Genomic DNA, 12,310 nt, shown 5'->3' on the forward strand with positions numbered 1-12,310 from the left:
ACGATGGCCGATAACAATCAGACGCATCACGGCGCGACGACGCACGGAGGCTCGACCGATAAGCCTCTCGACGGAAAGACGATCGCGATTCTCGCCGCCGACGGCGTGGAGCAGGTCGAGTTGACTGCGCCCCGCGATGCCGTCGAAGAAGCTGGAGCGACCACGGCGCTGGTATCGCTGCGGCCCGGAGAAGTGCAGGCGATGAACGGCGACGTGGAGCAGGCCGACCGATTCCGTGTCGATCGTGTGGTCGCCGACGTCGCCGTGGCCGACTTCGACGGACTCCTCCTACCCGGTGGTACGACGAACCCCGACAAGCTTCGTCAGGATGCGCATGCGGTCGACTTCGTTCGCGGCTGCATGCATGCGGACCGACCTGTCGGCGTGATCTGTCACGGCCCGTGGACCCTGGTGGAGGCCGACGTGGTCCGAGGCCGCACGTTGACCGGATATCCGAGTGTTCGCACCGACATCAAGAATGCGGGCGGTACAGTCGTCGACGGCGAGGTCGTCGTCGACGGGTCGTTGGTGTCGAGTCGGAACCCGGACGACCTGCCTGCGTTCTGCGCGAAGATCGTCGACGTTTTCGCCGCAGGGTAGCCGCGTAACTTCTGTTCCCGCGAAGCTCCTCACTGCTTCACCGGCGTTTCGTCGAATCCCCGGAGTCCCACCACCGACGTTTCGCCGCGTAAATGGTGGATCGACTGGGTTGGGCCTGACGCGGCCCCGAAGGGCAGAGTGCGCGCGGAACTGCTCGACTTCATCGGCTCACTCGAACGCTGAGGCGGTCCTCATCCCCGCCGGCCCTCGAGCCGTCTCGCGGGGGCTGGCGGGGTGTCGGAGGCCGTGCGCGTCAGTGTTCAGTCGGTCGCCGCCTCGGCCGCGAGCTGGGCCAACGTGTCCTCGAGTTGGGTTTCGGTCACGAGCGGGAACTTGATCTTCTCCAAAAGATCCTTGTCGGTGACCTTCGACCAGTCGTAGGTGTGCCGGACCAATGTGCTGTCCGGGCCTTGGGATTCGAGTTCCCATACCCATTCCCAACCGGGCGGCTCGGTGCCCGCGGGCGCCGTCTGCCAGGCCAGCAGCTTGTCCTTGGCGTAGCCCGTCACGTGGTTGTCCGTCTGGTACTCGCCGCCCATGTGCGGACCCTCCATGTTCATCGTGAACACCTGCCCGACCTGCTGGATGCGGTCGGCGTGGTCGACGCTCCGAACGAACCCCGACCCGTCCAACCGCTGGTGGCGCTCCGGGTTGCTGAGCACGTCGAAAACGTGATCGACCGGGGCCTCGATGACTCGCTGCACTGTGACACTCGTTTGATCGCTCATGACTCCACCGTGCCGAAGGCCGACCAGACTGGCAACCCCGAGAACTGATGTGCTCTCCGATGTTTCGCCGGCGGTTCCGGCGGCGAGAGCCATGACAGCGACGACAGACGCGTACGTCAAGAAGATCCCGGGTAGCGGCGGCATGGACATGGCAGGGTAAGCGCGACGTGCGGGTCGAGGACGTCCCCGATCCCAGAATCCACGAGCCTACCGATGCAGTGATCGAAGTGACCTCCACCCTCTACACCCAGTGCGAGACCACCCAGGTCCGCGACCAGGGCACCGGTGCCGCGCTGTTCGGATACTCGAGTCTGTACGGTTCAGTCGCAGGCGGACGTCCTTCCGACCGCCTGGCAGGCGGTCGAGTACGCGAACGTTCCCGACGGCGGGTCGGTGACAATCCTCGGACTCGTCCGTGATCGAACCGATGGTCGGGGAACTGATTCCGTGATCGATGCGGTGGGGATGGAACCGCACGGATCGCCGTGGCCGAGTCGCTGCTTCCAACGCAAGGCCGACGGCTATGTCAAAGTGATGCTCAAGCCGTAACGCACACACCAGCGAAGGAGCGGCCGACCGGTCGGACCGGTCGGCCGCTCCTTCGCTGCGACGTCAGCCCGCGACGAGCTCGGACTGTAGATCAGCGATCGACCGTCGAAGCAGTCGGGAGACGTGCATCTGAGACATCCCCATGCGCTTTGCGATCGCACTCTGCGACAGGTCCTCGAAGTAGCGGAGACCGATGATCTTCCGCTCACGAGGACGCAGATGTGCCAGCGCGGGACGGAGCGTCTGCGCATCGTTCACGAGATCGTAGCGCGGGTCCTCGCGGCCGACCCGTTCGCTCGTCGGCCGATCGCCGTCACCGCCCGCCGGGCTGTCGAGCGACACCGTCGCCGTCGCGGCCGCGGCGCGTCGCGCCTCCTCTACCTCCCAGAGGTCGACACCCAGGTCGGTGGCCAACTCGCGTCGCGTCGGCGTCCTGCCGAGGACCTGTGTCATCCGACTCTCACTCTCGCGCAGCTGAACCGAGAGGTCCTTCAGGCGGCGAGGAGCCCGCAGCATCGCGGTTCGATCCCGGAAGTGCCTGCGCACCTCGCCCATCACAGTCGGGACGGCGAACGACAGGAACTCGGCGCCGCGGGAGGGCTCGAACCGATCGATGGCCTGCACCAGGCCGAGGCGCGCGATCTGCAGGAGATCATCGCGGTTCTCGCCTCTGCCCGAAAACCGCTGCGCGATGTGCTGGGCGAGCGGGAGGCCTGCCACGACCGCTTCATCTCGCAGCGTCTCGCGGCGTGGGTCGTCATATCGTAAGGACGCACGTTCGGTCAGCAGAGCTCTCACGTGGTCGTACTCGTCATTCGTCATTCCAGAGTCCCTCCTACGTCGACCGCACAGATCGCGACACACGCGGCGTCGCCTGCGGTGCGGTGATGTGAATGCCTGGACGCTGTCAGCAGCGTCTCTATGGTCGGCATGGGAACTCGGCTGTTGGTTGAACCGAGTGACTTCGACGTTACCCGCTGGCCTGCACGCTGGCCAGGGACTGGAGGAGCCTAGGGCACCAGGCAAAGAGAATAGGGAGCCAGGCGAAGGGACTACGGGCGTTCGTCGGTGGGATCCACCCCGTTGTCCAGCGAGTCCCACAGGAGGCGTTCGTTGCCGTCGGACTCCGTCTCCTCGCCGCGAGCCGCGCGCTCGCGTTCGGCGAACACCTTCTTCTCGAGCTCCTCACGGCGCGCCGCCGGAGAGGTGTACTTCGACGACATGCCGCCCGCCGTCGCGCCCCGCATCATGAGGACCGCGGCGATCGCCGCACAGACCGCTCCGACGAGCAACAGGTAGGCCGGAGTGTTCGACGTCAGGATCACGCGAACGTCGTACTTCGGGTCCAGATCGATGGCATCGGCCGCGAACATATTGTTTTGGCCGTTGTTGATCAGCGAGATCGCCGGAACCGCTGACAGAACCGCGGCGAGCGCGAGAATGAGTGCGACGAGCCGGAGCACCCATCCGCTCACCGCGAACTGCGCGACGATGCCGGCGACGAACAGCAGCGCCACGGCTACCAGCCACGGGCTCCAGTCCGAACCGTTGACATCGAAGGTGCGCGGGACGCCGAGCCCGTCTTCGGCGATGACCTCCGCCCATCGCATCCGGGACACGGTCCACAGAACGATAGCGGCGATCGCCAGTAACAGTCCGGCGATCCCCTGCCTACGGCGGCCGCCCGACCTCGAGCCTCCGGTGGCCTGCTCGCTGTCGGTCATACCCGATCCTCTCCGCCGACCCTGGTGACGGTGCCGGCTGCGGCGACCGCGTTGAGTACCGCCGTCGCCTTGTTGCGTGCCTCGTTGAACTCGTATTCGGCGTCGCTGTCTGCGACGACGCCGCCGCCCGCCTGTACGTAGGCCGTACCGCCGGACATGAGGGCGGTGCGGATCGCGATCGCGGTGTCGGCGTCGCCCGCGAAGTCGAGGTACCCGACGATGCCGCCGTATAGGCCGCGACGCGTGAGCTCGTGCTCTTCGATGATCTGCATCGCCCGGACCTTCGGCGCGCCGGTCAGCGTCCCCGCCGGGAAGCAGGCGGTGACCGCGTCGAGCGCCTGCCTGCCGTCCCGGAGACGACCCGACACGGTCGACACCAGATGCATCACGTGACTGTAGCGTTCGACCCGTCGGTAGTCGGTGACGCGGACGGTGCCGGGCTCGCACACCCGCCCCAGATCGTTGCGGCCGAGGTCCACGAGCATCAGATGCTCCGAGTTCTCCTTCTCGTCCTCGAGCAGGCCCTTCGCGAGAAGCTGGTCCTCCTCCTCGGTGCCGCCACGCCAACGAGTGCCTGCGATCGGGTGCGTCGTCGCCACACCGTCGGCGACGGTGACGAGAGCCTCCGGCGACGACCCGACGATCGTGAACGGATCACGTTCGACGCCGGGTATCCGCACGAGATACATGTACGGACTCGGGTTCGATGCGCGCAGCACGCGGTACACATCGATCGGGTCGGCGTCGGTGTCGACGGCGAACCGCTGCGACGGCACCACCTGGAACGCCTCCCCCGCCTCGATCGCCTCGACCACGTCGTCGACGATCCGCGAATACTCGTCGAGCGTGCGCTGCGAAGTGTAGTCGGGGGTCGGCCGCTCAAACGTCGAGACCGTCGACGGCGCCGACGCCGCCAACGCCGCCGTCATCACGTCGAGTCGGCCGACCGCGTCCGCGTACGCCTCCTCGGCCCGCTCGTCCGAACCGTCCCAGTTGATCGCGTTGGCGATCAGCGTGATGGTGCCCTCGTGGTGGTCGAACGCGGCCAACTCGGAGGTCAAGAGCCAGAACATGTCCGGCAGGCCGAGATCATCGTCGGTGATCGACGGCAGACGTTCGAGTCGTCGAACGAAGTCGTAGGCCATGAACCCGACGAACCCCCCGGTCAACGGCGGCATGTCGGCGAACGCCTCAGTCTGCAGCAGACGGAGCGACTCAGCGAGCGCCGCCAGCGGGTCACCGCCCACGGGCGCGCCCGCCGGGACGGTCCCCCACCAGTGCGCCTGATCGTCGACGACCGTCAGACCCGACGAACCCGCGCCGATGAACGACCACCGCGACCACGACTGCCCATTGGGCGCCGACTCCAGCAGGAACGTCCCGTCCCGGTCGCCGGCCAGTTTGCGATACGCCGACAGTGGCGTCTCCGAGTCGGCGAGCACCTTCCGGGTCACCGGGACCACCCGGTGGGCGGCCGCCAGGTCGAGGAACTCCGACAGCGACGTGGTGTGCGCGCTCATCCGAGCGGTTCCCCGCCGACGCCCCACTGACTACGCGGAATCTCGGTGATCGTCACCCACACCGAGTCGGGATTCTTACCGGTCGCCTTGGCGTACGCCTCGGTCACCGCGGCGATCGTCTCGCGTTTGACGGTGTCCGACAGGCCCTGAGTCTGCGAGATTTGAATGAGCGGCATGTCAACGCCTTTCGTCGTCGGAGACCGAGTCGGCGAAAGCGAGCGACTCGGTGTCGAAACAGCTGTGGTTTCCGGTGTGGCAGGCGGGACCGACCTGGTCGACGACGAGCAGCAGTGCGTCGCCGTCGCAGTCGAGACGGACGTCGTGGACGTACTGGGTGTGGCCGCTGGTCTCGCCCTTCACCCAGTAGTCCTGTCTGGACCGCGAGAAATAGGTGCCCTGACGAGTGGCGAGCGTGCGTTCGAGCGCTTCGTCGTCCATCCACGCCATCATCAGGACGATACCGGTCTCGCGTTCCTGTGCGATGGCCGCGAACAGCCCGTCCGGGCCGCGTTTGAGTCGCGCCGCGAGCTCTGCGGGCAGTGCCATGGGAGGCTCCTTGGTCGAGAGAATGTATGAACGGTCAGCGGACGGTGATGCCGTCTGCGCGTATCGCGTCCTTGACCTGACCGATGGTGAGGTCGCCGAAGTGAAAGACCGACGCGGCCAGGACCGCGTCAGCGCCCGCGTGGACGGCAGGCGCGAAGTCGTCGGCCGTGCCCGCGCCTCCGGATGCGATGACCGGGATAGAGACGGCCGCGCGGACCGCCCGGATCATCGCCAAGTCGAAACCGTCTTTGGTGCCGTCGGCGTCCATCGAGTTGAGCAGGATCTCGCCGACGCCCAACTCGGCGCCGCGCGCGGCCCACTCGACAGCGTCGATGCCGGTGCCGCGCCGACCACCGTGCGTGGTGACCTCCCAACCCGACGGCGTCGCTACGCTCCCGGCGCCCTGCCTATCGGGCCCGCTCGCTTCGCTCCCGGCGCCCTGCCTATCGGGCCCGCTCGCTTCGCTCCCGGCGCCCTGCCTATCGGGCCCGCTCGCTTCGCTCCCGGCGCCCGGCTCATCGGGCACCGTCCTCGCGTCGACCGACAGGACGATGCACTGCGAGCCGAACCGGCGACTCATCTCGTCGAGCACGTCGGGACGAGCGATCGCCGCGGTGTTCACGCTGACCTTGTCGGCGCCCGCCCGCAACATCGCGTCGACGTCGTCGACGGTGCGGATACCGCCACCGACGGTCAGGGGGATGAAGATCTGGTCGGCGGTCCGGCGAACCACGTCAATCATCGTCGACCGACCCGAGCTCGATGCGGTCACGTCGAGGAATGTCAGTTCGTCCGCGCCTTCCGCGTCGTAACGCGCCGCGAGTTCCACCGGGTCGCCGGCATCCCGCAGATTCGCGAAGTTGACGCCCTTCACCACTCGGCCGTCGTCGACGTCCAAGCACGGGATGACACGCACCGCCACACTCACTGGTCCACCTTGCTTTCGATCGTGTCGTCTCCGGCCACACCGCTGTCGGCGATGACCTCGAGTAGTTCTGCATGAAGCTGCGGATCGCCGGTCACCAGCGACTGCGAGCCGACCCGCCACGGCTGCCCGTGCACATCGGTCGCCACACCGCCCGCGGCACGTACGAGTGCGGTGCCCGCCGCGTTGTCCCACGCGTGATAGCTGAACGACACTGCGCCGCCGAAGATTCCCGCAGCCACGTACGCCATGTCGGTACCGGTGGAACCGGTCATCCGCAGGCGACGGGCCCGGTGACTCAACGCCGAGTACAGCGCCGCCCGACCGGTCCCCGGATACCGTCCGCCCGACCGCACGTTGAACGCGCCGCAGCCGATGACCGCCGACGACAACGGTCCGGGTTCAAGCCGCGGAGTCTGCTCCCCGTTCACCGTGAACGACTGCCCGACGATCCCCGTGTAATGCTGGTTCAGCAAGGGCAGCCGGGTGATGCCGAGGACCGGTTCACCGTCGACGGCGAGAGCCAGCAGCATCGCGGCGACCGGCAGACCGACCGAATAGTTGAAGGTGCCGTCGATCGGATCGAGGATCCAGACCGGTCCGGAGTCGGCGGCGGGACCGCCGTACTCTTCGCCGTGCACCCCGATCCCCGTCTGATCGACGAGTTCGGCCCCGATCCGACGCTCCAATGACAGGTCGACGTCCGTCGCGAAGTCGTCGCCCTTCTTGCGCACCGACCCGGGCGAGCCCAGACCGTCGACGAACTCGCCGACCACCGAGCCGAGGATGCCGTCGGCGACGCCGAGCAGACGCGGCAGGTCGATGTCGGCTGCGGAAGCGGGCACAGTGGTCACTTCGTCGCGGACACCGCGGCCAGCGCTTCGGGCAACGTGAACCGGCCCGCGTACAGCGCTTTGCCGATGATCGCTCCCTCGACTCCGAGGTCGGTCAGTTCGGCGATCGCGACCAGGTCGGCGACCGTCGACACGCCGCCCGAAGCCACGACGGGCGCATCGGTCGCGCGCGCCACCTGCGCGAGCAGTTCCAGGTTGGGCCCGCTCAGCGTGCCGTCCTTGCTCACATCGGTCACCACGTAGCGGGCGCAGCCGTCCGCGTTGAGGCGCTCCAGCGTCGTCCACAGGTCTCCGCCGTCGGTCACCCAGCCGCGGCCCCGTACGCGCCACGCTTCACCGTCGCGCAACACATCGAGGCCGACGGCGATCTGGTCGCCGTATTCGGCGATCGCCCGGGCACACCACTCGGGGTTCTCGATGGCGGCCGTCCCCAGATTGACGCGCGTCGCACCCGTCGCGAGCGCCGCTTCGAGCGTCGCATCATCACGGATGCCGCCCGACAACTCGACCTTGACATCGAGTTCGCCCGCGACCTCGGCGAGCAGCGCACGGTTCTCGCCGCGACCGAACGCCGCGTCCAGATCCACCAGGTGAACCCACTGTGCTCCGCCTGCCTGCCACGCCTGAGCGGCGTCCCGCGGCGAACCGTACGAGGTCTCCGACCCCGCCTCGCCCTGGACGAGGCGGACCGCCTGCCGGTCCACGACGTCGACCGCAGGGAGCAGTTCGAGAGTCTTACTCATTGCTTTCAGTTTCCCGCTTCCTCATCGCGTGCCGCCGCGCGGGCACGCCGTTCGTCTATCTCGGCCTGCACACCGGACATCATCCGCCTCGACACCAAGGCGATCGCCGCGACCACCCCGACCACCGCGACGAGCGCGACGATGAGAGCCGCAGTCGGCGACACTTGCGCGACGAACAGGATCACGATCGCCGCGACGATGATCACCCCGGTCGCAGCCCCGAGCGAGTACGCCACCATCTTCCCGAACGAGAAGTCGGCAGCTGCCGGTCGTCTGGTCCCCGCCATCTACAAGCTCCCGATCCAGTTGGTCAACAGTTGCGCCCCCACGTCACCTGACTTCTCCGGATGGAACTGGGTGGCCGACAGCGGCCCGTTCTCGACGGCGGCCAGGAATCGACCGCCGTGATCGGACCAGGTCAGGCGCGGCGGAGCGATCTTCGATCCCGCCGAGTCCATCGTCCACTCCTGCGCCGCAAACGAGTGGACGAAGTAGAAGCGCGCGTCGTCGTCGATGCCCGCGAACAACGTCGACCCCTCCGGCGCCTGCACCGTGTTCCATCCCATGTGCGGCAGCACATCGGCCTGCAGTCGCGTCACCGATCCCGGCCACTCGCCGCAACCGGGCGTCTCGGCGTCGAACTCGACACCGCGGTCGAACAAGATCTGCATACCGACACAGATGCCCAGGACGGGACGTCCACCGGCGAGCCGGCGACCGATGATCCGGTCGCCGCGCACCGCGAGCAGACCCCCCATGCACGCCTCGAACGCACCGACACCGGGAACCAACAGCCCCTCGGCGTTCAGCGCGGTGTCGAAGTCGGACGTGATCTCGACGTCGGCGCCCGCACGCTCCAGCGCTCGCTGCGCCGACCGGAGATTCCCCGACCCGTAGTCGAGCAGCGCGACCTTCCGCATCACAGGTCACACCCAGCAGTCACTCGGCTCACAGCGTCCCCTTCGTCGACGGCACACCGCTCACTCGCGGATCCGGTTCGACGGCTTCACGCAGCGCACGGGCGACGGCCTTGAACTCGGCCTCGGTGATGTGGTGCTGGTCGCGACCGTACAGAACACGCACGTGCAGGGCGATGCGCGCGTTGAGGGCGATCGACTCGAAGACGTGGCGGTTGATGACCGTCGAATACGACGTGTACGGGCGGTCGCCGCCGGAGTAGCCGCCGATCGTGGCGGTCAGCAAGTGCTCTGGTTCGCCGGTGTGCACGATGTACGGTCGTCCCGAAACGTCGACGATCGCCTGGGCGAGCGTCTCGTCCATCGGGATCCACGCATCGCCGAAGCGGCGGATGCCCTTCTTGTCGCCGAGCGCCTGCCCGATCGCCGTGCCGAGGACGATCGACGTGTCCTCCACCGTGTGGTGGGCATCGATCTCGATGTCGCCCTTCGCGTGGACCGTCAGATCGAAGCTGCCGTGCGCGCCGAACGCCGTCAGCATGTGGTCGAAGAACGGCACCCCGGTGTCGATGTCGGTGACGCCGGTGCCGTCGAGGTTGATCTCCACGACGATCGACGACTCACGCGTCGTCCGTTCGACGCGAGCGATCCGATCCTGGCCTGCGTTGCTCACACTCACTGCTTTCGCTCGGTGGCGGCCAGCTTCTCGCTGACCGCCAGGAAGACGTCGTTCTCGGCGGGCAGTCCAATCGTCGCACGCAGCCGCCCCGGGATGCCCACATCTCGGATCAGCACACCGTCGTCGAGGTATCGCTGCCAGGTCGCGGGAGCATCCGCGAACTCGCCGAACAGGACGAAGTTGGCGTTTGACGGGCTCACGTCGTACCCCATGTCGGTGAGTGCGGCCACGACCCGGACGCGTTCGGCGACGAGTGCGGCCACCGAGTCGAGAGTCTCGACGCTGTGGCGCAGTGCGGCGCGCGCTGCCGCTTGGGTGATCACCGACAAGTGGTATGGCAGACGCACCAGAAGCAGGGCTTCGATCATCGCGGGCGCGGCGGCCAGATAACCGAGTCGGCCGCCCGCGAACGCGAATGCCTTACTCATGGTGCGCGAGACGATCAGCTTGTCGCCGTACTCGTCGAGGAGGCTGACCGCGCTCGGCTCGTCGGAGAATTCGGCGTACGCCTCGTCGACGATCACGATGCCGGGCGCCGCGCGTACGACGGCTGCGACATCGGCTGCGGCGAGACTCTCCCCCGTCGGGTTGTTCGGCGACGTCACGAAGACGACGTCGGGGCGGTGTTCGGAGATCGCGGCGATCGCGGCGTCGATGTCGAGACGGTAGTCGTCGGCGCGGTGCGCCGGGATCCACGTCGTCTGCGTGCCGTCGGCGATGATCGGATGCATCGAGTACGACGGGACGAAGCCCATAGCGGTGCGGCCCGGGCCGCCGAACGCCTGCAAAACCTGCTGGAGGATCTCGTTCGAGCCGTTCGCCGCCCACAGGTTATCGACGGTCAACGCGACCCCCGTCGCGCCCGACAAGTACGCGGCGAGATCGGTGCGTAGGTCCACGGCGTCCCGATCCGGGTAGCGGTGGAGTTCCTCGGCCGCGCTGCCGACGGCTTTCGCGACGTCATCGACGAGCGCCTGGCTCGGCGGGTGCGGATTCTCGTTGGTGTTAAGGGCCACCGGGACCTTGAGCTGCGGCGCACCATACGCCGACTTGCCGCGAAGGTTCTCGCGCAGCGGAAGGTCGGCGAGGGTGAACCCGGAGCCGGGCGCGCTCACCGGTCGCCCGCGAATCGTGCAGTAACGGCTTCGCCGTGCGCAGGCAGGTCCTCGGCGTTCGCGAGGGTGACGACGTGGCCTGCGACGCCTGCGAGCGCATCGCGGTCGTAGTCGATCACGTGGACGCCGCGCAGGAACGTCTGCACGGACAGGCCGGACGCGTACTTGGCCGATCCGGTGGTCGGCAGCACGTGGTTCGATCCCGCGCAGTAGTCGCCGAGGCTGACTGGAGAGAACGCACCGACGAAGATGGCACCGGCGCTGGTGATGCGGTCGGCGACCGCGGCCGCGTCGCGCGTCTGGATCTCGAGGTGTTCGGCGGCGTACGCGTCGACGACGGCGATGCCGGCTTCGAGGTCGTCGACGAGGACGATGCCCGATTGCTTGCCTGTGAGAGCCTCCCGCACCCGCTCGGCGTGCTTGGTGGCGTTCGCGGCGTCGTCGACGGCTGCGTCGACCGCGTCGGCGAACGATTCGCTGTCGGTGACCAGTACCGACGCCGCGAGGACGTCGTGCTCGGCCTGGCTGATCATGTCGGATGCGACGATCGCCGGGTCGGCGGAGTCGTCGGCCAGGATCGCGATCTCGGTGGGTCCGGCCTCCGAGTCGATGCCGACGACACCGCGCACCAGACGCTTGGCGGCGGTCACGTAGATGTTGCCGGGACCGGTGATCAGGTCGACCGGATCGAGGATTCCGCCGTCGGTATCGGTGCCGCCGTAGGCGAGGAGCGCGATGCCCTGCGCACCGCCGACCGCCCAGACCTCGTCGACGCCGAGCAGCGAGCACGCGGCGAGGATCGTCGGGTGCGGCCAGCCGCCGAAGTCGGCCTGCGCGGGCGAGGTGACGACGAGGGAGCCGACGCCCGCCTCCTGGGCGGGAACGACGTTCATGATCACGCTCGACGGGTAAACGGCGTTGCCGCCCGGCACGTAGAGGCCGACGCGACGGACCGGAATCCACTTCTCGGCGACCGTCCCGCCGAAAACCACCTGGGTGACGACGGTCTGTCGTCGCTGCTCGGCGTGGACGAGTCGTGCTCGGCGGATCGACTCCTCGAGTGCCGCGGTGACATCGGCGTCGAGGCCCTCGCGAGCCTGCGCGATCACGTCGGCGGGGACCCGCACGCCGGCGGGCCGGATCTTGTCGAACTGCTCGGTGTAGTCGAGCGCGGCGCTCGATCCATGCTCGGCGACCGCTTCGACGACCGGTGTGATGCGAGGCAGCACGGCGTTGACGTCGGTTCCGCCACGGGGCAGCGCGCGACGCAGTTCACTCAGCGTCGGGACCGTGCCCCGCAGGTCGGTACGGGCAAGCATGGGTATCTCCACTCAAGGTCTGCAGATTGGGCTCCCACCAGGATATGCGGTGCGCGCAAACCGTTTGCGGTCGCCTCACACGATGCGAGTC

At 67.7% G+C, this 12,310-nt stretch carries 15 protein-coding genes and 1 pseudogene; 2 read left to right on the forward strand and 14 right to left on the reverse strand.

Translation table 11 applies throughout. The features are described from left to right. Nucleotides 1-3: 3 nt before the first annotated feature. Entirely contained in the window at nt 4-600 is a 597-nt protein-coding gene (locus tag L5G28_RS13635) for a DJ-1/PfpI/YhbO family deglycase/protease (protein WP_237002013.1), read from the forward strand. Nucleotides 601-860: 260 nt separating this feature from the next. Here L5G28_RS13635 and L5G28_RS13640 read toward each other — a convergent pair whose 3' ends face one another. Beyond that, entirely contained in the window at nt 861-1,328 is a 468-nt protein-coding gene (locus L5G28_RS13640; protein WP_237002014.1) for an SRPBCC family protein, read from the reverse strand. 167 nt (nt 1,329-1,495) lie between these two features. On the opposite strand from L5G28_RS13640, the pseudogene L5G28_RS13645 reads away from it, so the two are divergent. After that, a pseudogene (locus L5G28_RS13645) lies at nt 1,496-1,814 on the forward strand (hypothetical protein); the annotation flags it as partial. A 126-nt stretch (nt 1,815-1,940) separates the two neighbouring features. On the opposite strand, the gene L5G28_RS13650 reads toward L5G28_RS13645, so the two are convergent. From L5G28_RS13650 to hisD, 13 genes are all read right to left on the reverse strand, one after another. After that, complete coding sequence (locus L5G28_RS13650; RefSeq protein WP_237002015.1) at nt 1,941-2,699, reverse strand: SigB/SigF/SigG family RNA polymerase sigma factor; 759 nt, start codon at nt 2,697-2,699, stop codon at nt 1,941-1,943. A gap of 230 nt (nt 2,700-2,929) precedes the next feature. Continuing rightward, nucleotides 2,930-3,601 (reverse strand): TIGR02234 family membrane protein, encoded by a 672-nt coding sequence (locus tag L5G28_RS13655; RefSeq protein ID WP_236998468.1) that lies wholly within the window; start codon nt 3,599-3,601, stop codon nt 2,930-2,932. Next, nucleotides 3,598-5,121 carry an anthranilate synthase component I gene (locus L5G28_RS13660; protein WP_237002016.1) on the reverse strand — a complete coding sequence of 508 codons (1,524 nt, stop codon included), beginning with the start codon at nt 5,119-5,121 and terminating at the stop codon, nt 3,598-3,600. The genes L5G28_RS13655 and L5G28_RS13660 overlap by 4 nt, the downstream gene beginning before the upstream one ends. After that, nucleotides 5,118-5,297, reverse strand: coding sequence for a tautomerase family protein (locus L5G28_RS13665; protein WP_236998470.1), 180 nt, complete (start codon nt 5,295-5,297; stop codon nt 5,118-5,120). The genes L5G28_RS13660 and L5G28_RS13665 overlap by 4 nt, the downstream gene beginning before the upstream one ends. Before the next feature lies 1 nt (nt 5,298). Further along, nucleotides 5,299-5,667 carry a phosphoribosyl-AMP cyclohydrolase gene (gene hisI / locus L5G28_RS13670; RefSeq protein ID WP_236998471.1) on the reverse strand — a complete coding sequence of 123 codons (369 nt, stop codon included), beginning with the start codon at nt 5,665-5,667 and terminating at the stop codon, nt 5,299-5,301. 34 nt (nt 5,668-5,701) lie between these two features. Next, nucleotides 5,702-6,595 (reverse strand): imidazole glycerol phosphate synthase subunit HisF, encoded by an 894-nt coding sequence (hisF, locus tag L5G28_RS13675; protein WP_237002017.1) that lies wholly within the window; start codon nt 6,593-6,595, stop codon nt 5,702-5,704. Then, on the reverse strand, nt 6,592-7,446 hold the full coding sequence (locus tag L5G28_RS13680) for an inositol monophosphatase family protein (protein ID WP_237002018.1): 855 nt from the start codon (nt 7,444-7,446) through the stop codon (nt 6,592-6,594). The genes hisF and L5G28_RS13680 overlap by 4 nt, the downstream gene beginning before the upstream one ends. After that, nucleotides 7,443-8,189, reverse strand: a complete 747-nt coding sequence (gene priA / locus L5G28_RS13685; protein WP_237002019.1) for a bifunctional 1-(5-phosphoribosyl)-5-((5-phosphoribosylamino)methylideneamino)imidazole-4-carboxamide isomerase/phosphoribosylanthranilate isomerase PriA — start codon at nt 8,187-8,189, stop codon at nt 7,443-7,445. The genes L5G28_RS13680 and priA overlap by 4 nt, the downstream gene beginning before the upstream one ends. Nucleotides 8,190-8,194: 5 nt before the next feature. After that, a complete protein-coding gene (locus L5G28_RS13690; RefSeq protein ID WP_236998475.1) occupies nt 8,195-8,476 on the reverse strand; it encodes a hypothetical protein in 282 nt (93 codons plus the stop codon). Beyond that, nucleotides 8,477-9,109 (reverse strand): imidazole glycerol phosphate synthase subunit HisH, encoded by a 633-nt coding sequence (hisH, locus tag L5G28_RS13695; RefSeq protein ID WP_237002020.1) that lies wholly within the window; start codon nt 9,107-9,109, stop codon nt 8,477-8,479. It lies immediately after the preceding gene. A 28-nt stretch (nt 9,110-9,137) separates the two neighbouring features. Further along, complete coding sequence (gene hisB, locus L5G28_RS13700; RefSeq protein ID WP_236998476.1) at nt 9,138-9,779, reverse strand: imidazoleglycerol-phosphate dehydratase HisB; 642 nt, start codon at nt 9,777-9,779, stop codon at nt 9,138-9,140. 2 nt (nt 9,780-9,781) lie between these two features. Further along, nucleotides 9,782-10,900 (reverse strand): histidinol-phosphate transaminase, encoded by a 1,119-nt coding sequence (locus L5G28_RS13705; protein WP_237002021.1) that lies wholly within the window; start codon nt 10,898-10,900, stop codon nt 9,782-9,784. Further along, on the reverse strand, nt 10,897-12,219 hold the full coding sequence (hisD, locus tag L5G28_RS13710) for a histidinol dehydrogenase (RefSeq protein WP_237002022.1): 1,323 nt from the start codon (nt 12,217-12,219) through the stop codon (nt 10,897-10,899). The genes L5G28_RS13705 and hisD overlap by 4 nt, the downstream gene beginning before the upstream one ends. Nucleotides 12,220-12,310: the final 91 nt, after the last annotated feature.

It is taken from the genome of Gordonia liuliyuniae (genome assembly GCF_021739025.1).
GTDB lineage: Bacteria > Actinomycetota > Actinomycetes > Mycobacteriales > Mycobacteriaceae > Gordonia > Gordonia liuliyuniae.